Genomic DNA, 18,929 nt, shown 5'->3' with positions numbered 1-18,929 from the left:
GCGTGCTGTAGCGCGCCCGGGCCGACTGCGCTTTTCCTCCCCAGTGAGTAGCAGTTTATGACGACTATCTGGTCCCGCGATGCGGTCGCCTCGATCGCGCACCAGCCGTTTGTGCAAGTGCCCGCGATCGCGGCGAACGAACTTCCCCCGATCCTGCCGGGTTTCGACCTGTGGGATTACTGGCCCGTACAGGAACGTGACGGGAGCGTCGCCGACATCGCTGGCGGCGCCTTGCAGATGCTGCTGTCCGCGCCGGTGCTGCCCGATCCTGAATCGCGCCATGCGCTCGCGCGGATCCGCGCGATGCACGAGACGGCGGACGGGTGGCGCGATCTTGGCGATCTGTTGCCAGACGGCCTCGCGCCGGGGAGTCGCGAATGGTCGGGGTCGGCGATCGTCTCGCCCGCGCACGACCGCGTGACGCTGTACTTCACCGCCGCTGGTCATCGCGGCGAGGCCGAACCCAGTTTCGACCAGCGCCTGTTCGAGACCAGCGCCGCACTCACGATTGAGGATGGCGTGCCGCAGCTGTCGGGCTGGACGACGCCGATCGAGTCGGTCGTGGCGGACGGCGTGACCTATACGCGCGACATGACCGGCGGCGGCGGGATCGGGACGATCAAGGCGTTCCGCGATCCCGCGTGGTTTCGCGATCCGGCCGACGGCGCGGAATATCTCCTGTTCGCGGCGTCGCTCCAGCAGTCCACATCCCCGTGGAACGGCGCGGTCGGCGTCGCGCGGCGCGAGCAGGGGGAGTGGCGGCTCCAGCCCCCGCTGATCACCGCCGACGGCCTCAACAACGAACTCGAACGCCCGCACATCGTCCATCACCACGGGCACTATTATTGTTTCTGGGTCACACAGCGGAAGGTGTTCGCGAGCGACGGTCCCTCGGGTCCGACCGGGCTGTACGGGATGGTCGCGGATCGCTTTGCTGGGCCGTGGGTACCGCTCAACGGCAGCGGGCTGGTTTGCGGCAATCCGACCGAAGCCCCGCTCCAGGCGTATAGCTGGCTGGTCCTCGACGATTTACGGGTGTTAAGCTTCGTAGACCGTCCCGGACTTGCGCAAAACCCGGTCGATATCGACGAGGCGCGGCGTCATTTCGGTGGCACGCCGGCAGTTCCGTTCCGGCTCGTGCTGGATGGAGACCGCGCGACGATCGCCTGATCGCATCGCGAAGAGGGCGGCGGTGGGCCTCCCCTCAGACCGTAACCTGTTCGCCCAATTCCAGCACCTTGCCCGGCGGAATCCGCAGGAATTCGGTCGGGTCGCTGGCGTTCCGCTGAAGGAACATGAAGATCCGGTCCTGCCACAGCGGCATGCCCTGGTTGGCGGCTGGCTTGATCGTGTTGCGACCGATGAAATAGCTCGTTTTCGCAGGGTTGAGCGTCTTCTTGTGCGACGTCGCCTCAAGCCCGAGGTCACGCGGCACGTCGGGCGATTCCATGAATCCATAGGTCAGCACGACGATCGTGAAGTTCGCATCCACCGGGCGGATTTCGGCGCGTTCCTCGGGAGCGATCGACGGGCGGTCGGCGGTGCGGATGCTGACGACCAGGTTCTTCTCGTGGAGGACTTTGTTGTGCTTCAGATTGTGGAGCAACGCGCCGGGCGCGCTGTCGGGGTTGGCGGTCAGAAACACTGCGGTCCCCTCGACCCGCTCGGGCGGACGCTTCCCCAGCGCAGCCGCCAGATCGGCGAGCGGGACGCTCTGCCGCGCCTCGAACGCTCGAACGATCCCGCGTCCGCGGTTCCAGGTGTAGATCACCAGCCCGATACCGCTCGCGACGACCAGCGGGACCCAGCCCCCCTCGATCACGCGCAGGATGTTTGCGCCGAAGAAGATCAGGTCGAGCGTCAGGAACGGCAGGATCACCGCAAGCGCCAGCGGACGGCCCCAGTTCCAGCGATGCCGCACGACGATATACGCGAGCAGCGTGGTCACCACCATGGTGCCCGTCACCGCGATGCCATACGCCGCCGCCATCGCGGACGAGGTGCGGAACTGCACGACCAGCACCAGCACGCCGAACAGCAGCAGCCAGTTGATCGAAGGCAAATAGATCTGTCCCGCTTGAGTCGCGGAGGTCTGGCGAATGCGGAGCCGGGGTAGCAGCCCGAGCTGGATCGCCTGTTGCGTCAGCGAATAGGCGCCGGTGATGACCGCCTGGCTGGCGATCACGGTCGCCGCCATCGCGAGCACGATCAGGCCCGGGCGAATCGACGCGGGCGCCATCAGGAAGAACCAGTCCTGATTGTGGAACGGCTGGCCCGCGGCCTTGGCGGCTTCCAGCGCATTGAGCGCGAATGCCCCCTGGCCGAGGTAATTACAGATCAGGCACGGGAAGACGAGTGCGAACCAGCCGATGCGGATCGGCAGGCGACCGAAATGCCCCATGTCGGCGGTGAGCGCTTCCGCACCCGTGACGGTCAGGAAAACGGCACCGAGCACGAACAGCCCGGTGACGCCGTGGTCGAGCAGGAACAGCGCCCCATAGTGCGGCGAGACGACCCGCAGGATCGAGGGTTCGTCCGCAATATGCCAGAGGCCCAGACCGCCGAGAACGAGGAACCACACGAAGCACACCGGCCCGAACAGCTTCGAAACGCTCGCGGTGCCACGGCTCTGGATCGCGAACAGCGCGATCAGGATGACGATCGTCATCGACAGGATCACTTGCTCGTTGATGGCGGTTTCGAGCCCCGGGATCGTCTTCAGTCCCTCGACCGCGGACAGCACCGACAGCGCGGGCGTGATGATCGCATCGCCATAGAACAGCGATGCCCCCGCTGAACCGAGCACGAGCGCGATCAGCGATCGTTTGCCGAGCGCACGCCGCGCCAGCGCGGTGAGGGCGAGCACGCCGCCTTCGCCCTGGTTGTCCATGCGCATCAGGAAGACGACGTATTTGACCGTGACGACGAGGATCAGCGACCAGATTGCGAGGCTCAGCACGCCAAGGATCTCGCCGGTTTCCAGGCCGTCCTTGCCCGTCAGCTCCAGCGCTTCGCGGAACGCGTAGAGCGGGCTTGTCCCGATATCGCCGAAAACGACGCCGATCGCGCCGATCGTCAGCGCAAACAGCGCAGGATGCGGGGTCGCGCCATGCGACGGGGAAGCTGTGGAAGTGGCGGTGGCAGCGGACATAATGGGTTGGGCGACCTGCCGGAAAGGACGGCGCGCTTTACGCTTGTGGACACGGAGCGCAAGCGCTTTCGTGAACGTTGCATGAAGCAAGGCTTTGCGGCATGGGCAAGGACATGGTTCCCTTTTCGTTCGCCGGTCACGATTTCCTAGCACTCCGTAGCGGCGCCTTGTTCTGGCCGGACCGCACGGCGCTGCTGGTCGCCGATCTGCACTTCGAAAAGGCGAGCTGGTTCGCGCAGCGCGGGCAGATGCTGCCGCCGTACGATTCGCTCGTCACCTTGAGCGGACTCGCAGACGATCTTGCCGCCACCGGCGCGCGCGAGGTCTGGTGCCTGGGCGACAGTTTCCACGACGATGGCGGGTGCGATCGGCTGCCGACGATGGCGCAGGATCAGTTGCGGACGCTGACCGGCGCAACGCGCTGGACGTGGATCACCGGCAATCACGACAGCGGGATGGTCGATCGCTGCGGCGGCACGGTGGTCGACGAAGCCGTCGTCGATGGGTTGGTCCTGCGGCACGAGGCGGACCCTGCCGAGACGCGGCCCGAACTCTCCGGGCATTTCCACCCCAAACTGCGGTTGCGCGTGCGCGGGCAGAATGTCTCACGGCGGTGTTTCGTCACGACGCCGACCAAGCTGATCCTGCCCGCATTCGGTGCGCTGACCGGCGGGCTGGACGCACAGCACCCCGAGATCGTCCGCGCGGTGGGGAAGGGGGCCGAGGCGCTCATTCCGATCCAGGATAGGCTGTTGCGGTTCCGACTGGCGGCGTAGCGGCCTAAAACCAATCTGAAGGAGCCGCCCCGACTGTCGTCGGGACGGCCGCCTCGATCAGCTCGCCAGTTGCGGGAACCCCGCACGGAATGCCGCGACCTTGGGCTTGTCGAACGTCACGATATATGGGTGGTTCGGGTTCCGGTCGTAGAAATTCTGGTGATACGCCTCTGCCGGATAGAACGCACCGGTCTCGATCTTCGTCACGATCGGCTTCGGAAAGGCGCGCGCCTTGGCCAGTTGCGCGATGTAAGCCGTCGCTACCCCGCGCTGTGCCGCGTTCTGCGGAAAAATCGCCGAGCGATAGCTGATCCCGCTGTCCGGCCCCTGCCGATTGAGCTCGGTCGGATTGTGCGCGATCGAGAAATAGACGCGCAGCAGCGTGGCATAGCTGACCTTCGCCGGATCATAGACCACGCGGATCGCCTCGGCGTGGCGCGTCGTCTCGGTCGAGACCTGGTCGTAGGTCGCGGTGTCGCGCGTGCCGCCCGCATAGCCCGCAGTGACCTGGCGGACGCCCTTCACATGTTCGAACACCGCTTCCATCCCCCAGAAGCAGCCCCCCGCGAACACCGCGGTTTGCGGGCCGGTCGCGCCGGTCACGTCGGCAACGGCGGCAGGGATCGGAACCGCGCGCTCGGCCTGCGCGGCGCCACCGGCAAAGACGAAGGCGACCGCGCCGACGCAGGCGGCAGTGAAGAGGACGGGCTTGAGCATCGTGGCGGACCTTTCGACTGGGCGCGCGTTCCCCGGCGTGACCGGAGAAGCTACGCGCGCCCCTGCGAAAGGATGTCGGTATGCCTCAGTGCCGCTTCAAGCCGCGGACACGGTGCCAGATATAGAAAGCGATCGCGGCGATCAGCACGATCCCGATGATGAGATCGGCGCTGTGGAACGCCGCCTTGACGCGCGGGTCGCTGTTCCACTTGTTGCCGAGCTTCATGCCGACCCAGGCAAGCCCGAAGCACCACGGCCATGATCCGAGGAAGGTGTAGAGGTGGAACGGGATCAGCGGCATCCGCGCGACGCCCGCCGGAAAGGCGATGAACGAGCGGATCACCGGGAGCAGCCGGCCGATCAGCACCGCGATTCCGCCGAACCGTGCGAAGAAACGGTCGGCGGTGTCGAGCTCGCCCGGCCCGATCAGCACGTAGCGGCCCCAGCGTTCCGCCATCGGGCGTCCACCGCGCTTGCCGATTTCATAAGCGACGATCGACCCGAGGTTGCACCCGATCGCGCCCGCGGTCGCCGCCCAATACAGGTTGAACCGCCCGACCGAGACGAGATACCCCGCGAACGGCATGATGATCTCGGACGGCAGCGGGATGCAGGCGGACTCGATCGCCATCAGCAGGGCGATGCCGACATAGCCCCCGCTGGAAATGACCCAGATGGTGAAGGTGGCGAGCGTGGCCAGGATCTTTTCGAACATGGGGTCGGGCTTTGCCCTGTGGCGCGGCGGGGGGCCAGCGGAAATATGACCTGAGCGGGTGAGCGGGGTTCCCGCGCGCGACCATGATGCTAAGGCGTGCGGCATGAACGAGTCGGACAAACGCGCCGCTGCGCTCGCTGCCATAGGAGAGGTCCAGCCGGGCATGGTGGTCGGGCTGGGTACGGGGTCGACCGCCGCGTTTGCGATTGCCGCGCTCGGCGAGCGTCGGCTCGATATTCGTGCGGTCGCGACCAGCCTGGCGAGCGAAGCGCTGGCGCGTGCGGCTGGGATCGCGCTGATCGATCTGCCCGCGCGGATCGACCTGACGATCGACGGTACCGACGAGATCGATTCGCAGTTCCGGGCGATCAAGGGCGCCGGCGGGGCAATGCTGCGCGAGAAGGTCGTCGCCAGCGCCAGCGCGCGGATGATCGTGATCGCCGATTCGTCCAAGCGGGTGGCGGCCATTGGCGCCGCCGCGATTCCCGTTGAAGTCCTCCCCTTCGCGCAAGCCTTTGTCGCCGCCCGGCTCGTCGCGCTCGGCGGCACGGTCGTCCCGCGCGCGGGGTTCGTCTCCGATCAGGGAAACCCCGTTTTGGACTGTCACTTTCCGCTCGACACGGACCATGTCCGCCTCGCCGCCGACATTGCGCAGATCCCGGGCGGGCTCGGCCACGGCCTGTTTCTCTCTGAAGTTTCCGCTGCCTATATCGCTGACCATGGCATCGTTACGCGACTGGAACGCAGACGCGCTCCGGATTAAACCCCACCCATTCCGGCAACCCGACCGACGCGGAAGCGTTCAGGGCGCAACAACAAGGTGAACCTGCTCCATGGCTGATACCCCGATCCAAACCGCCGATGCCGGTGTCCACGAAGACGGCAGTGCCGATCGGCTCGCGATCGATACGATCCGTACGCTCTCGATGGATGGCGTCCAGGCGGCCAATTCCGGGCACCCCGGCACTCCGATGGCGCTCGCGCCGGTCGGCCAGACGCTGTGGACCAAATTCCTCCGCTACGACCCGACCACGCCCGACTGGCCCAACCGCGACCGGTTCGTCCTGTCGGTCGGCCATGCGTCGATGCTGCTCTATTCGCTGATACACCTCGCCGGGATCGAAGAAATCGATGCCGAGGGCAACAAGACCGGCAAGCCGGCGCTGAGCCTCGAGGATCTCAAGCAGTTCCGCCAGCTCGATTCGAAGACGCCGGGCCATCCTGAGTATCGCCACACCACCGGCGTCGAGACGACGACCGGTCCGCTCGGCCAGGGTTGCGGCAATTCGGTCGGCATGGCGATCGCTGAGCGCTGGCTCGCGGCGCGGTTCAACCAGCCGGGCTTCACGCTGTTCGATCACGACGTCTATTCGCTGTGCGGCGATGGCGACATGATGGAGGGCGTTACCGCCGAAGCGGCTTCGGTCGCGGGGCATCTCAAGCTGTCCAACCTTTGCTGGATCTACGATAGCAACCATATCTCGATCGAGGGCAACACCGCGCTCGCGTTCGACGAGGACGTCGGCGCGCGCTTCGTGGCCTATGGCTGGAACGTGATCCACGTCGACGATGCGAATGACGTCGGTGCGCTCACCGCCGCGTTCGACGCGTTCAAGGCGACGACCGACAAGCCGACCTTCATCGTCGTCCATTCGGTGATCGGCTATGGCAGCCCCAAGGCGGGCAGCGAAAAGGCCCATGGCGAGCCGCTCGGCGCGGACAACATCCGCCTGACCAAGCAGGCGTACGGCTGGCCCGAGGACGCACAGTTCCTCGTCCCCGACGGCGTCGCGGAGCGCTTCAAGGCGTCGATGCTCGACCGCGCGGCACCGCTGCGCGCCGAATGGGAAGCGAAGGTCGTCGAGTACCGCAAGGCGCACCCGGAACTCGCCAACCAGCTCGACTCGATGCTGTCGGACAGCTTGCCCGACGGTTGGGACGCAGACATCCCGGTGTTCGAGGCGGACGCCAAGGGCGTCGCCTCGCGGGATTCGTCGGGCAAGGTGCTCAACGCGATCGCGCCAAAGCTGCCGTGGCTGCTCGGAGGTTCCGCCGATCTCGCGCCGTCGACCAAGACCGACATCAAGGGTGCGCCCTCGTTCGAGGCGGACAATTACGGCGGCACCAACTTCCACTTTGGCGTGCGCGAGCACGGCATGGGTTCGATCGTCAACGGCATGACGCTATCGCACCTGCGTGGCTACGGCTCCACCTTCCTGGTGTTCTGCGATTACATGCGCGCACCGATCCGCCTCTCGGCGATCATGGAAGTCGGCTCGGTCTGGGTGTTCACGCATGACTCGATCGGCGTCGGCGAAGACGGCCCGACTCACCAACCGATCGAGCATCTCGCGACGCTGCGGGCGATCCCGGGGCTCGACACGATCCGTCCGGGCGACGCGAACGAAGTCGCCGCCGCGTGGCGCGCTGTCGTCGAGGATGCCAGCCACCCGACCGCGCTGGTCCTGTCGCGTCAGGCTTTGCCGACGCTCGACCGCACCAAATATGCGAGCGCGGATGGCCTCAAGAAGGGCGCCTATGTCCTCGACGGCGACGAAAACCCCGAGGTCATCCTGATCGCGACCGGTTCGGAAGTCTCGCTCGCGGTCGCCGCGCACGAGAAGCTCAAGGAAAACGGTGTCGCTTCGCGGGTCGTGTCGATGCCGAGCTGGTATCGCTACGAGCTCCAGGATGCGGCCTATAAGGAATCGGTCCTGCCAAAGAGCGTGAAGGCGCGGATCGCGATCGAGATGGCGGGCGAGATCGGTTGGGATCGCTATGTCGGGCTCGATGGCAAGACGGTCACCATGTCGACGTTCGGCGCGTCCGCGCCGATCACCAAGCTTCAGGACAAATACGGCTTCACGGTCGACAATATCGTGAAGATCGCCAACGAACTGCGGGAGACCAAGTGATGGGCAAGCTCAACGAACTGGCGGCACTCGGCCAGGCAGTCTGGCTCGATTTCGTCGAAAAGAAGTTCCTCGCCGAGGGCAGCCTTCAGAAGATGGTCGACGAGGACGCGCTGACCGGCGTGACCTCCAATCCGTCGATCTTCGAAAAGGCGATGGGGCATGGCGACGCGTATGACGCCGAGCTCGCCGCGTACGACAAGTCCAACCCCGACGCGCCGACGATCGACCGGTACGAGCATCTCGCGATCCTCGACATTCAGGCTGCGGCGGACACGCTCCGCCCGGTCTATGACCGGCTCGATGCCAAGGACGGCTATGTCAGCCTCGAGGTCTCGCCCTATCTGGCGAACGACACCGACGCGACGATCGCCGAGGCGCAGAAGCTGTGGAAGGCGGTCAACCGGCCCAACGTGATGATCAAGATCCCGGGCACGCCGGCTGGCGTCCCCGCGATTGCAGCGACGATCGATGCGGGGATCAACGTCAACGTCACGCTGCTGTTCTCGCAGAGTGCCTATCAGGCGGTGGCGGAAGCCTATGTCGAGGGTCTAGAGAAGCGCGCCGCCCGCGGTGAGCCGATCGACAAGATCGCCAGCGTCGCGAGCTTCTTCGTCAGCCGGATCGATGCGAAGATCGACGACAAGATCGACGCGGGAGTGGGTGGCGACGAAGCCAAGCCGCTCAAGGGCAAGGTTGCGATCGCCAACGCGAAGCTGGCGTACGCATGGTATGAAGAGTTCATCGCCTCGTCGCGCTGGCAGGCGCTCGCCGCCAAGGGTGCGCAGGTTCAGCGGCTGTTGTGGGCATCGACCGGGACCAAGAATCCCGATTATCCCGACACGCTGTATCTCGACACGCTGATCGGCAAGGACACGGTCAACACGATCCCGCCCAAGACGCTCGACGCCTATCGCCTCCGCGGTACGGCGGCTGAAACGCTGACGCAGGATATCGCCGGTGCGCGTCATGTCCTGTCCGAAGCCGAACGGCTCGGGCTCGATCTCGACGGCGTGACCGACGAACTGGTGGACGAGGGAGTGGCCTCCTTCTCCAAAGCGTTCGACGATCTGCTCGGCGCGATCGCTGCCAAGCATCCGGTTGCAGCCTAACACGTCCTTAGGCGTTTACGCGTCCGTCCCGGGGAGCCCCCGGGGCGGACGTTCTCATATCTGATCCCATCCTGGAGTGCGCGCATCATGAAAATCGGTATCATCGGCCTTGGCCGTATGGGCGGCAACATCGCGCGCCGGATCATGCGCGCGGGGCATCAGGCCGTCGTGTTCGACCGGGATGAGGCCGCGGTCCAGAAGCTCGTCGGCGATGGCGCCGCCGGGGCGACGTCGCTCGACGACATGCGGAGTAAGCTCGACAGCCCGGCAATCTACTGGGTCATGCTCCCCGCCGGCGAGCCGACCGAACAGACCGTCGCCACGATCGGCGGTTTTGCCGAGTCGGGCGATATCGTGATCGACGGTGGCAACAGTTTCTACAAGGACGACATCCGCCGCGCGAAGATGCTCGCCGAAAAGGGCATCCGCTATGTGGACGTGGGCACGTCCGGCGGCGTGTGGGGGCTGGAGCGCGGCTATTGCATGATGATCGGCGGCGACAAGGAAGCGGTCGACCATATCGACCCGATCCTCTCCGCGCTCGCGCCCGGTATGGGAACGATTCCCCGCACCCCCGAACGCGACGTGGCGACGGCCGACCCGCGCGCCGAGCAGGGCTATATCCATGCCGGACCAGCCGGGTCCGGGCACTTCGTCAAGATGGTCCACAACGGCATCGAATACGGGCTGATGCAGGCCTATGCCGAGGGCTTTGACGTGCTCAAGGGCAAGTCGTCGGACAAGCTTCCCGAGGATGAGCGGTTCGACCTCAACCTGACCGATATCGCCGAAGTGTGGCGGCGCGGGTCGGTGATCTCGTCGTGGTTGCTCGATCTGTCGGCCTCGGCGCTCGCCAAGGACCAGATGCTCGAGCATTTCTCGGGTTCTGTCGCGGATTCCGGCGAGGGCCATTGGACCGTCCAGGCGGCGATGGAGGAAGCGGTTCCGGTCAACGTCCTGTCCGCGGCGCTGTTCGCGCGGTATCGCAGCCGGGTCGACCACACGTTCGGGGACAAGCTGCTGTCCGCGATGCGCTTCGGCTTCGGCGGGCATGTCGAGATGCCGCAATGAGCACGGCCCCCGCGATCAAGCTGGTCGTGTCCGACGTCGACGGCACGCTGGTCGACAGCAGCAAGGCGGTCACGGCGGGGGTGCGCGACGCGGTCGCGCGCCTGCGCGCCGCCGGGATCGGCTTCAGCATCATCAGCGCACGACCACGATCGGGGATGATGCCGATCGCCGAGGCGCTGGAAATCGACTGGCCGATGGGGGCGTTTAACGGTGGCACCGTCTTCCGCCGCGATGGCACCGTGCTGCAGGCCGACCGGATCAACCGCGCCGTGGTCGAGGGGATCTTTGCCGCAGCGAAGGATGCCGCGGTCGACACCTGGGTGTTCGCGGACGACCTGTGGTACGCCAGCACCGCTGTCGGCGGTCATGTCGACAGCGAAAAGCGCGCGTCCAACCAGGACCCGATCGTGACGTCCGACTTCTCCGACCTGTTCGACCGCGCGGACAAGGTCACCTTCGTCAGCGACGATCCCGAGCTGCTGATCGACCTGCGCAAGCGGATGGACGGTTTCGCGGATAGCGCCACGATCGTGCAGTCGCAGACCTATTATCTGGATGTGACGCCGCGCACCGGCAACAAGGGCGACGGGCTGTCCGCGCTGTCCGATGCCATTGCGGTTCCGCTCGACCAGATCGCGGTGTTCGGGGATCAGGCGAACGATTTGCCGATGTTCGCGCGTGCTGCGGTGTCCTTCGCGATGGGGCAGGGGCCGGAAGCGGTTCGCGCCAAGGCGACCCATGTCGTCGCCAGCAACGATGACGACGGGGTGGCCGAGGCGATCACCGCAATCCTCGGGGATCGCTGACCGTTTCGCGCGCCGTGCGTAACGATTGTTCATCGCTCGTTTCATCCAAAGCTGGCAACAGGGTCCCGACCGGGCGCCTGCGCCCGTTATTCTGGGAGAAGACGATGCGTTCGAAGATGATGCTGCTGGTTCCGGCGGTTCTGGCCATGGCCACCCCTGCGATGGCGCAGGTCGCACCGACGATCCTGCCCGACGGTGCGCTGCTCGACGTGTCCGCCGAAGGGCGTACCGAGCGCGTTCCCGACGTGGCGACGATCCGCGCGGGCGTCGTGACGCAGGGCCAGACCGCCGCCGCCGCGCTGTCCGAGAATGCGACGCGCATGACGCGCGTTCTCGCCGCGCTCAAGCAGGCGGGCGTCGCACAGCGCGACATCCGAACCGCAAGCGTCGCGCTCAATCCGCAATATCGCTACACCGAGGGCCAGCCCCCCGCGGTGACCGGCTATCAAGCAAGCAACAGCGTCTCGATCCGCTTCCGCGACGTCGCCAAGTCGGGTGCGATCCTCGATGCACTCGTGGCGCAGGGCTCCAACCAGATCGACGGCCCCACGCTGTCGCTCGACAAGCCCGAAGCCGCATTGGACGAAGCACGCGCCGATGCGGTGAAAATCGCGCGGACGCGCGCCGAGCTCTACGCCAAGGCCGCCGGCATGAGCGTGGTGCGGATCGTCACGATCAGCGAAAATGGAACGAACGACGGGTCGAACCCACAGCCGCCGGTCTTCGCCATGGCGCGCGCGATGAAGGCAAGCGATTCGACGCCAATCGCCGCGGGTGAAACGCAAGTCAGCGTTACCGTCTCGGTGCGCTTTCTGCTGAAGTAACCGGCGCCCGCGAACGCCGGACATGAAAAGGGCCGCTGGGTTTCCCCAGCGGCCCGATCATCCGGTTGGACTGTCGTCTTAACGAACCGTACCGCGACGCACCAGGTTCACGATCGCGAGCAGAATGACTGCACCGATCAGCGAATAGATGAACGTGTTGATCGTGATCGCCTGGTTGATCCCAGCGCCGAACAGGAACGATGCAATCACCGAACCGATGATGCCGACGATGACGTTGAGGATAATCCCCTGCTGGCCATCGGTACGCATGATCATGCTGGCAAGCCAACCGCACACGCCACCGACGACGAGCCAAACAATAAGTCCAACCATTTTACCCTCCGTTGCCCGGTTATGTCCGGGATGACGGAGACAAGACTCACAAACCCTGATTTTTGTTCCGGCCCCGGATCGAGCAAAGCCGCGCTGAAACGTAAATCAGTATTTTTGCTGACGTTCGTACAATGATTTATAGTGCTGGATCCGCGTCACGCGGAGGCCCGGCATCCCCGAACGGTCGATCGCGCGCTGCCATCCGGCGAACTCCTCGACCGTCAGACCGTAGCGTTCGCAAACCTCGTCGACCGACAGCAGCCCGCCGTTCACCGCCGCCACGACCTCCGCCTTGCGCCGCACGACCCAGCGGGTCGTCTCGGGCGGGGGCAGGGATTCGAGCGTCAGGGGTTCACCGAGCGGACCGATCACTCTTGCGGGGCGGATCTTTTGGTTCTCGATCATTCTTACAAGACCTTGTCTCGGGGCGGTGGCCCCTATCAGCGAAGTTGTTACGGTCATAAGGCACTGGACTTGAACGCTGGCTAAAGCGTCTCGGTAAACAGCGGGTTCACGCTTTCCTCCGCTCGTCTCGCGCGGCGACCATATCCCAGGCCGCGAGGTTGAACGCGCCGTGCGTCGGTGTGAACGGATCGCTGCGGTGAATGCGGGGCAACCGGGCCTGTGCCAGCGCGGTCGGGCTCGCGGCTTGTCGTGCCGCCACCCCGACCATCAGAACGGCAAGCTCGGGCGACAAGGCCACGACATGCACGTCCGATTCAAATCTGGAAAAGCTGAGGTCCACACATACTTCCACGAGGGGCGATGCGGGTGTTTACGCCACAGGTTCTAAAGGGCGCGTAAAGCTGCCGTTAGAATTCGGACCGGTTTTGCAAGTTGCGCGGGAAAGGCCTATCTCCCCCGCATCATGACAGACGCAGATTTTCAGTTGGGCCCCGATGGCGCGGGCAAGCGCATCGTTGTCGCAATGTCGGGCGGCGTGGACAGCTCGGTCGTCGCCGCGCTGGCGGTGCGGACGGGGGCGGAAGTGATCGGGATCACACTGCAACTCTACGATCACGGCGAAGCAGTCGGGCGGGCCGGATCGTGCTGTGCGGGGCGCGATATCCGCGACGCGCGCGCGGTGTGCGACCGTTTGGGGATCGCGCATTACGTGTTCGATCACGAAACGCGCTTCCGCGACCAGGTGATCGACCGGTTCGCCGACGATTATCTTGCCGGTCGCACCCCGATCCCGTGCATCCAGTGCAACATGGGGCCGAAGTTCACCGATCTGCTCACCGCCGCGCGTGATCTCGGCGCGGATTGCCTTGCGACGGGGCATTACGTCCGCCGCGTCGAGGGAAAGGCGGGCGCCGAGTTGCACCGGGCGTTCGATCCGGCGCGCGACCAGAGCTACTTCCTGTTCGCGACGACGCAGACACAGCTGGATTATCTCCGCTTCCCGCTCGGCGGATTGCCCAAGCCGCGCGTGCGCGAGATCGCGGCCGAACTCGGCCTCGGCGTTGCTGGCAAGCCCGACAGCCAGGACATCTGCTTCGTGCCTGACGGGAATTATGCCGGACTGGTCAAGAAGCTTCGCCCTGAGGCGGATACCGCGGGCGAGATCGTCGATGCCGCGGGCCGGGTGCTTGGGCGGCACAAGGGGTTGATCCACTTCACCGTCGGCCAGCGCCGCGGGCTCGAGATCGGCGGTACGCCCGAGCCGCTCTACGTTATCCGGCTGGAGGCTGAGGCTCGCCGCGTCGTCGTCGGCCCGCGTGCAGCGCTCGCGGTACGCGCGGCGCGCCTGAGCGGGATCAACTGGCTGGGCGGGGACTATGACGGTCCACTGACCGCCAAAGTCCGCTCGCTCGCCAAGCCGGTCCCCGCACGCCGCGACGGCGATTGGGTGGTGTTCGACGCGCCCGAATATGGCGTCGCGCCGGGACAGGCGACCGTGCTGTATGGCGGTGACCGGGTGATCGGCGGCGGCTGGATCGAGGAAACCGAAAGCGCCTACGTTGCCGCGGAGACGTTCGCGGTTTCAGGCTGACCGACTAGGGTTTGACACTCCCTCAACCGGAGGGACGTGTCACGGTTACCCTGCCAGGCGCATCGGTTCGCGGGGGATGCTCCGCGGCTGGTCCGGCCAGATTCCGCGCGTGTCGTAGACGATCTTGTCGCCGCGCTCATCGACCGGCACCGACTTGAACACGTCGTGGTCGACCAGCACGATCATGATCCCGCACGTCTCGATCGCGGTATCGATATCGGCCAGCCGCGCGCCCGTCCCGTCAAAGGCGGCGGGGAGGGCGTTGGTATAGGGCTCGACCACGCACAGCCGATCTCCGAAGCGCTGCGCCAGCGCGGTCGCCACCTTGAGCGCGGGGCTTTCGCGAAAATCGTCGATGTTCGCCTTGAACGCGAGCCCGAGGCACGCGACCCGCAAGCCTGGATTGGCTGCGACCATCGCCTCGGCACGATCGACCACATAGTCGATCTTCGCGTCGTTTACTTCGCGCGCGGTGCGGATCAGCGGCGTGTTGGCGGGGTCGGCATGGACCAGGAACCACGGGTCGACCGCGATGCAATGCCCGCCGACGCCCGGGCCCGGCGACAGGATGTTGACGCGTGGATGGCGGTTGGCGAGGCGGATCACTTCCCACACGTCGACGTCCATCGTGTCCGCCACGCGGCTGAGTTCGTTGGCGAAGGCGATGTTGACGTCGCGGAACGCGTTTTCGGTCAGCTTGGTCATCTCGGCCGCGCGGCTGGTCGTGGTGACGCACGCGCCACGGACGAAGCGGCGGTAGAATTGCAGCGCCTTGCGTGCACAGCGCGGGGTGATGCCGCCGATGACGCGGTCGTTGTCGATCAGCTCGACCAGAATCCGCCCCGGCAGGACGCGCTCGGGGCAATAAGCGATCGCGACGTCGGCGCTTTCGCCGGTCCGGCCGGGCACCTTGAGATCGGGGCGCAGCTGCGCGAGCAGGTCGCGGACCTTCTCGGTCGTGCCGACGGGCGAGGTCGATTCTAGGATCACCACGTCGCCCGCCTTGAGCACCGTCGCGATCGTCGTCGCCGCGCGCAGGACATAGCCGATGTTGGGGGCATGATCGTCCGCGAACGGCGTCGGCACCGCGATGACGAACACGTCCGCCGGTTCGATCTCGGTCGAGGCGCGCAGGTATCCGCGCGCGACGACGCCCGAGACCAGCCCATCGAGGTCGACTTCCTCGATATGGACCTTCCCCGAATTGACCGTCTCGACGACATGCGCGGAAACGTCGAGCCCCAGCACCTTGGCGCCGGTCCGGGCGATCACCGCGGCGGTGGGGAGGCCGATATACCCGAGGCCAACGACGACGACCTTGAGTTCAGAATCCGAAACCATTGGCGACACCCTTTGCGATCCTTGCGGACGCATGGCCGTCGCCGAACGGATTGTGGGCGCGGGCCATGGCCTGATACGCCTGCTTGTCGTCGAGGAGCGTTGATATTTCGGAAACGATGCGGTCGGAATCAGTCCCGATCAGCCGCGCGGTGCCCGCTTCGACGCCTTCGGGGCGCTCGGTGGTCTCGCGCATGACCAGCACCGGCTTGGCGAGCGCGGGCGCTTCCTCCTGCACGCCGCCCGAATCGGTCAGCACGATATGCGCGAGATCGAGCGCGCGGATGAAGTGCGGGTAATCGAGCGGATCGATCCGCGCGATATTGGGCCGGTCGCCGAGCATAGCGTCCATCACCGCGACGACATTGGGGTTGGGGTGGACCGGGAAGAGGATCGCGGTGTCGTCCCGCTGCGCGATCCGGGCGAGCGCGCGCGCGATATTCTCCATCCCGCCGCCGAAATTTTCGCGGCGATGCGTGGTGACGAGGATGATCCGCTTGCCAGCAAAGCGCGTGGCGATCGCGTCGAGGCCGGCAGCAAGCGACGGATCGGCGGCGAGCTTGGCGCAGGTCGCGTGCAGCGCGTCGATCACGGTGTTGCCGGTCACGTGAATCGTCGCCGGGTCGATGTTCTCGCGGCGGAGCGCGGCGGCGGCGGTTTCGGTCGGGGCGTAATGCTGGTCCGCAATCGGGGCGACGATCCGGCGGTTCACTTCCTCCGGCCACGGATGGTAGATGTCGCCCGAGCGCAGCCCCGCCTCGACATGCGCGACCGGCACCTTGCGATAATAGGCCGCGAGCGCCCCGACCATCGCGGTCGCGGTATCGCCCTGGACGATCACGCGATCGGGCTGCTCGGCATCCATCACGTCGCCAAGCGCCGTCAGCAGCCGTGCGGTCAGCCGGTCGAGCGACTGGCCGGGTTCCATCAGGTCGAGATCCACATCGGGCACAAGGCCTGCGATCGACAGGACCTGGTCGAGCAACTCGCGATGTTGCGCCGTCACGCAGGTCCGCACCACTAACCCCGGCGTCGCCGACAGCGCGGCAACGACGGGGAACAACTTGATCGCTTCGGGGCGGGTGCCGAAAATGACGAGGACTTTGCGCGGGCGGCGGAGGGGAGCGGGTTCGATCATGCTCCGCCCCTAATCCTCCATCGCTTAAAGTCAGGCTAACCGCAGCACGAACATCCCGGGTCCTTGGGGAGTGTGAGCGTCCGGAAGCGGAACGCAAGCGCGTCGACCAGCAACAGCTTGCCCGCGCTGTCCTCCCCGAAGCCCACGATGCTGCGCAGCGTCTCGAGCGCGGCGAGGCTGCCCATCACCCCCGTCATCGCGCCGATCACGCCCTGTTCGGCGCAGGTGTCGCCCGCAGCGTCCTGCGCGCTGCCGACGAAGCAGCGGTAACACGGCTTGTCCGGCTCCCAGCCGCGGAACACGCCGAGTTGCCCTTCGAACTGCCCGACCGCCGAGGAAACGAGCGGGATGCGCAAGGCGTGCGCGGCATCAGCCACCGCGAGGCGCGTCGCGAAACTGTCGGTCCCGTCGAGCACCACGTCGACGCCCGCGAGCAGCGTCGCCGCATTCCCGGCGTCGAGCCGTTCCCCGCGCGTTTCCACCGCGACGTGCGGCGTGATCCGCAGCGCAGCGGCGCGGGCGGCGGCGACCTTCGCTACGCCGACATCCGCGTCGCCGAACAGCGTCTGGCGTTGCAGGTTCGACACATCGACATGATCGTCGTCGATGATCACCAGCCGACCGACGCCCGCCGCAGCGAGATACTGGATCGCCGGACTGCCGATGCCGCCGGCGCCGACGATCGCGACGCTGGCTGCCTTCAACCGCATCTGACCCGCGCCGCCGACCTCACGCAGGACGATGTGGCGGGCGTAGCGGTCGAGTTCGGCGTCTTCGAGGGGCGTCATCCCTGCCTGTGTCATCCGTGCCAGTCGAACACGATGGTGGTGCGATACCAAGTGTCGGCGGCCGGCTTGAACTGCGCGACGTTGCCGCGCGCGAAACCGGATACGAGACCAGCGGCATATTGTTCGATCGTCGGGCAGGCGATCGCATGCGGCACGACGCGCCGGACGCTACCATCGACGCCGACCAGCGTCGCGACCTCGACCGGCAGGACATAATGCCCGTCGGCCGGCCGTTGCGCGACACAGCGCCCGGCAGCAATTTCGCGCGAGACAAAGGCGGTGACTTGCGGGGTCGCCTGACGCGGCGCGACATAGGGCAGCGTCGGCAGCGCCGACCAATCCGAGGGCAGCGGCGGGGGCCCCGAAGGCGCCTCCGCAACCTGGAGGAGAAGTGCAGCGATCATCGTCCCGTCGATCCAAAACCCCCAGTGCCGCGTTGGGTATCGTCCAGAACGTCGACCGCTTCCAGCCTCGCGCGCTGGACCGGGGCGGGGACGAGTTGGGCGATCCGGTCACCCCGCGCGATCTCGAACGCGTCCTGTCCGTGGTTGATCAGGATCACCTTCACCTCCCCGCGATAGTCCGAATCGATCGTTCCCGGCGTATTGAGGCAGGTCACGCCATGCTTCAGCGCAAGCCCCGAGCGCGGACGAACCTGCACCTCGAACCCCGGCGGGATCGCAATCGAAAAGCCCGTCGCGATTGCCGCGCGCGCGCCAGGTTGCAGCGTCGCCGCTTCGGCCGCGACGACATCCATGCCGGCGGCGCCCTCAGTTGCATAGGCGGGCGGGGGGAGCCCTTCGCCGTGGGGAAGGGTCTTCAACTGGATTGTGATCGGAAGTGTCGTCATGCGGTCACCCTTAGCGCGCGTTCGCCGCCGCGCGAACCCGCGTCGATCTTTCCTCGCCTAAAGTCCGGCGTTCTAGGCACGATGTGCGGAACCTGAAACGCGCTTGCGGGTTGAGAACATACGAGAAACACAGGAAGACCCATCATGGCCGAAGAGACGCTCCACAACCCGAAACTGGACGAACATCCCGATTCGAACACCGAGAAGGATCCAGCCGATTGGGTCTCGGGCGGCGATCCAATGACGGGCGCGCAGGCGTCCTACCTCACCACGCTGGCCGAAGAAGCCAAGGTCGACGCGCCGAGCGCGGACCTGAGCAAGGCCGATGCGTCGATCATGATCGACGAACTGAAGAAGAAGGTCGGCCACTAAGCCGATCGCATGCTGCCGTCGTCCCGGACC

At 66.0% G+C, this 18,929-nt stretch carries 21 protein-coding genes; 10 read left to right on the top strand and 11 right to left on the bottom strand.

Translation table 11 applies throughout. From position 1 onward, the window contains the following. Nucleotides 1-57: 57 nt before the first annotated feature. On the top strand, nt 58-1,170 hold the full coding sequence (locus QBJ92_RS09530; protein ID WP_277969451.1) for a glycoside hydrolase family 68 protein: 1,113 nt from the start codon (nt 58-60) through the stop codon (nt 1,168-1,170). 34 nt (nt 1,171-1,204) lie between these two features. On the opposite strand, the gene QBJ92_RS09525 is transcribed toward QBJ92_RS09530, so the two are convergent. After that, nucleotides 1,205-3,151, bottom strand: coding sequence for a potassium transporter Kup (locus QBJ92_RS09525; RefSeq protein WP_277969450.1), 1,947 nt, complete (start codon nt 3,149-3,151; stop codon nt 1,205-1,207). 113 nt (nt 3,152-3,264) lie between these two features. Here QBJ92_RS09525 and pdeM point away from each other — a divergent pair, with 113 nt between their 5' ends. Beyond that, entirely contained in the window at nt 3,265-3,927 is a 663-nt protein-coding gene (pdeM, locus tag QBJ92_RS09520) for a ligase-associated DNA damage response endonuclease PdeM (protein WP_277969485.1), read from the top strand. 57 nt (nt 3,928-3,984) lie between these two features. Here pdeM and msrA read toward each other — a convergent pair whose 3' ends face one another. Further along, nucleotides 3,985-4,644, bottom strand: coding sequence for a peptide-methionine (S)-S-oxide reductase MsrA (gene msrA / locus QBJ92_RS09515; RefSeq protein WP_277969449.1), 660 nt, complete (start codon nt 4,642-4,644; stop codon nt 3,985-3,987). Nucleotides 4,645-4,729: 85 nt separating this feature from the next. Beyond that, nucleotides 4,730-5,359, bottom strand: a complete 630-nt coding sequence (locus tag QBJ92_RS09510) for a DedA family protein (RefSeq protein WP_277969448.1) — start codon at nt 5,357-5,359, stop codon at nt 4,730-4,732. A 103-nt stretch (nt 5,360-5,462) separates the two neighbouring features. Between QBJ92_RS09510 and rpiA the strand changes: the two genes are divergently transcribed. The 6 genes from rpiA to QBJ92_RS09480 all read left to right on the top strand — a co-directional run bounded on the left by rpiA (nt 5,463) and on the right by QBJ92_RS09480 (nt 12,084). After that, entirely contained in the window at nt 5,463-6,122 is a 660-nt protein-coding gene (gene rpiA / locus QBJ92_RS09505; RefSeq protein WP_277969447.1) for a ribose-5-phosphate isomerase RpiA, read from the top strand. Between the two features lie 70 nt (nt 6,123-6,192). Beyond that, nucleotides 6,193-8,274, top strand: a complete 2,082-nt coding sequence (gene tkt / locus QBJ92_RS09500) for a transketolase (protein WP_277969446.1) — start codon at nt 6,193-6,195, stop codon at nt 8,272-8,274. Next, nucleotides 8,274-9,383 (top strand): transaldolase, encoded by a 1,110-nt coding sequence (gene tal / locus QBJ92_RS09495; RefSeq protein WP_277969445.1) that lies wholly within the window; start codon nt 8,274-8,276, stop codon nt 9,381-9,383. The genes tkt and tal overlap by 1 nt, the downstream gene beginning before the upstream one ends. Nucleotides 9,384-9,470: 87 nt before the next feature. Continuing rightward, nucleotides 9,471-10,454: a phosphogluconate dehydrogenase (NAD(+)-dependent, decarboxylating) gene (gene gnd / locus QBJ92_RS09490; RefSeq protein WP_277969444.1), complete on the top strand. Its 984-nt coding sequence runs from the start codon at nt 9,471-9,473 to the stop codon at nt 10,452-10,454. After that, the gene (locus tag QBJ92_RS09485) at nt 10,451-11,260 is read left to right on the top strand and encodes a Cof-type HAD-IIB family hydrolase (RefSeq protein ID WP_277969443.1); all 810 of its coding nucleotides are present in this window, start codon (nt 10,451-10,453) and stop codon (nt 11,258-11,260) included. Before gnd ends, QBJ92_RS09485 begins: the two co-directional genes overlap by 4 nt. Before the next feature lie 104 nt (nt 11,261-11,364). Further along, complete coding sequence (locus QBJ92_RS09480) at nt 11,365-12,084, top strand: SIMPL domain-containing protein (protein WP_277969442.1); 720 nt, start codon at nt 11,365-11,367, stop codon at nt 12,082-12,084. 78 nt (nt 12,085-12,162) lie between these two features. Here the strand turns inward: QBJ92_RS09480 and QBJ92_RS09475 are convergent, their stop codons facing one another. The 3 genes from QBJ92_RS09475 to QBJ92_RS09465 all read right to left on the bottom strand — a co-directional run bounded on the left by QBJ92_RS09475 (nt 12,163) and on the right by QBJ92_RS09465 (nt 13,162). Next, a complete protein-coding gene (locus tag QBJ92_RS09475) occupies nt 12,163-12,417 on the bottom strand; it encodes a GlsB/YeaQ/YmgE family stress response membrane protein (RefSeq protein ID WP_277969441.1) in 255 nt (84 codons plus the stop codon). A gap of 105 nt (nt 12,418-12,522) precedes the next feature. Next, the gene (locus QBJ92_RS09470; protein WP_277969440.1) at nt 12,523-12,822 is read right to left on the bottom strand and encodes a DUF1153 domain-containing protein; all 300 of its coding nucleotides are present in this window, start codon (nt 12,820-12,822) and stop codon (nt 12,523-12,525) included. A 106-nt stretch (nt 12,823-12,928) separates the two neighbouring features. After that, the gene (locus tag QBJ92_RS09465; RefSeq protein WP_277969439.1) at nt 12,929-13,162 is read right to left on the bottom strand and encodes a hypothetical protein; all 234 of its coding nucleotides are present in this window, start codon (nt 13,160-13,162) and stop codon (nt 12,929-12,931) included. 123 nt (nt 13,163-13,285) lie between these two features. Between QBJ92_RS09465 and mnmA the strand changes: the two genes are divergently transcribed. Further along, on the top strand, nt 13,286-14,413 hold the full coding sequence (gene mnmA, locus QBJ92_RS09460) for a tRNA 2-thiouridine(34) synthase MnmA (protein ID WP_277969438.1): 1,128 nt from the start codon (nt 13,286-13,288) through the stop codon (nt 14,411-14,413). 45 nt (nt 14,414-14,458) lie between these two features. Here the strand turns inward: mnmA and wecC are convergent, their stop codons facing one another. The 5 genes from wecC to dut are packed head-to-tail and all read right to left on the bottom strand — an operon-like array spanning nt 14,459 to nt 18,527. Then, nucleotides 14,459-15,754: a UDP-N-acetyl-D-mannosamine dehydrogenase gene (wecC, locus tag QBJ92_RS09455; protein WP_277969437.1), complete on the bottom strand. Its 1,296-nt coding sequence runs from the start codon at nt 15,752-15,754 to the stop codon at nt 14,459-14,461. Continuing rightward, nucleotides 15,738-16,889: a non-hydrolyzing UDP-N-acetylglucosamine 2-epimerase gene (gene wecB, locus QBJ92_RS09450; RefSeq protein WP_277969436.1), complete on the bottom strand. Its 1,152-nt coding sequence runs from the start codon at nt 16,887-16,889 to the stop codon at nt 15,738-15,740. Before wecB ends, wecC begins: the two co-directional genes overlap by 17 nt. A 35-nt stretch (nt 16,890-16,924) precedes the next feature. After that, on the bottom strand, nt 16,925-17,677 hold the full coding sequence (locus QBJ92_RS09445; protein WP_277969435.1) for a HesA/MoeB/ThiF family protein: 753 nt from the start codon (nt 17,675-17,677) through the stop codon (nt 16,925-16,927). Between the two features lie 11 nt (nt 17,678-17,688). Beyond that, entirely contained in the window at nt 17,689-18,081 is a 393-nt protein-coding gene (locus QBJ92_RS09440; RefSeq protein WP_277969434.1) for a hypothetical protein, read from the bottom strand. Then, nucleotides 18,078-18,527, bottom strand: coding sequence for a dUTP diphosphatase (gene dut / locus QBJ92_RS09435; protein ID WP_277969433.1), 450 nt, complete (start codon nt 18,525-18,527; stop codon nt 18,078-18,080). Before dut ends, QBJ92_RS09440 begins: the two co-directional genes overlap by 4 nt. 144 nt (nt 18,528-18,671) lie before the next feature. On the opposite strand from dut, the gene QBJ92_RS09430 reads away from it, so the two are divergent. Beyond that, nucleotides 18,672-18,899: a DUF3072 domain-containing protein gene (locus QBJ92_RS09430; RefSeq protein WP_277969432.1), complete on the top strand. Its 228-nt coding sequence runs from the start codon at nt 18,672-18,674 to the stop codon at nt 18,897-18,899. The last annotated feature ends 30 nt before the right edge of the window (nt 18,900-18,929 follow it).

The organism is Sphingomonas echinoides (assembly GCF_029623395.1).
GTDB lineage: Bacteria > Pseudomonadota > Alphaproteobacteria > Sphingomonadales > Sphingomonadaceae > Sphingomonas > Sphingomonas echinoides_A.
This window is presented reverse-complemented; position numbering and strand designations above follow the sequence as displayed.

What these genes read in the sequence shown, in the direction of transcription:
- QBJ92_RS09475 (WP_277969441.1), bottom strand. Translation starts at nt 12,417, where the DNA reads ATGGTTGGACTTATTGTTTGGCTCGTCGTCGGTGGCGTGTGCGGTTGG.
- wecC (WP_277969437.1), bottom strand. Translation starts at nt 15,754, where the DNA reads ATGGTTTCGGATTCTGAACTCAAGGTCGTCGTCGTTGGCCTCGGGTAT.
- QBJ92_RS09530 (WP_277969451.1), top strand. Translation starts at nt 58, where the DNA reads ATGACGACTATCTGGTCCCGCGATGCGGTCGCCTCGATCGCGCACCAG.
- dut (WP_277969433.1), bottom strand. Translation starts at nt 18,527, where the DNA reads ATGACGACACTTCCGATCACAATCCAGTTGAAGACCCTTCCCCACGGC.
- msrA (WP_277969449.1), bottom strand. Translation starts at nt 4,644, where the DNA reads ATGCTCAAGCCCGTCCTCTTCACTGCCGCCTGCGTCGGCGCGGTCGCC.
- rpiA (WP_277969447.1), top strand. Translation starts at nt 5,463, where the DNA reads ATGAACGAGTCGGACAAACGCGCCGCTGCGCTCGCTGCCATAGGAGAG.
- QBJ92_RS09440 (WP_277969434.1), bottom strand. Translation starts at nt 18,081, where the DNA reads ATGATCGCTGCACTTCTCCTCCAGGTTGCGGAGGCGCCTTCGGGGCCC.
- QBJ92_RS09470 (WP_277969440.1), bottom strand. Translation starts at nt 12,822, where the DNA reads ATGATCGAGAACCAAAAGATCCGCCCCGCAAGAGTGATCGGTCCGCTC.
- QBJ92_RS09430 (WP_277969432.1), top strand. Translation starts at nt 18,672, where the DNA reads ATGGCCGAAGAGACGCTCCACAACCCGAAACTGGACGAACATCCCGAT.
- wecB (WP_277969436.1), bottom strand. Translation starts at nt 16,889, where the DNA reads ATGATCGAACCCGCTCCCCTCCGCCGCCCGCGCAAAGTCCTCGTCATT.
- QBJ92_RS09525 (WP_277969450.1), bottom strand. Translation starts at nt 3,151, where the DNA reads ATGTCCGCTGCCACCGCCACTTCCACAGCTTCCCCGTCGCATGGCGCG.
- tkt (WP_277969446.1), top strand. Translation starts at nt 6,193, where the DNA reads ATGGCTGATACCCCGATCCAAACCGCCGATGCCGGTGTCCACGAAGAC.
- QBJ92_RS09480 (WP_277969442.1), top strand. Translation starts at nt 11,365, where the DNA reads ATGCGTTCGAAGATGATGCTGCTGGTTCCGGCGGTTCTGGCCATGGCC.
- pdeM (WP_277969485.1), top strand. Translation starts at nt 3,265, where the DNA reads ATGGTTCCCTTTTCGTTCGCCGGTCACGATTTCCTAGCACTCCGTAGC.
- tal (WP_277969445.1), top strand. Translation starts at nt 8,274, where the DNA reads ATGGGCAAGCTCAACGAACTGGCGGCACTCGGCCAGGCAGTCTGGCTC.
- gnd (WP_277969444.1), top strand. Translation starts at nt 9,471, where the DNA reads ATGAAAATCGGTATCATCGGCCTTGGCCGTATGGGCGGCAACATCGCG.
- QBJ92_RS09485 (WP_277969443.1), top strand. Translation starts at nt 10,451, where the DNA reads ATGAGCACGGCCCCCGCGATCAAGCTGGTCGTGTCCGACGTCGACGGC.
- mnmA (WP_277969438.1), top strand. Translation starts at nt 13,286, where the DNA reads ATGACAGACGCAGATTTTCAGTTGGGCCCCGATGGCGCGGGCAAGCGC.
- QBJ92_RS09445 (WP_277969435.1), bottom strand. Translation starts at nt 17,677, where the DNA reads ATGACGCCCCTCGAAGACGCCGAACTCGACCGCTACGCCCGCCACATC.
- QBJ92_RS09510 (WP_277969448.1), bottom strand. Translation starts at nt 5,359, where the DNA reads ATGTTCGAAAAGATCCTGGCCACGCTCGCCACCTTCACCATCTGGGTC.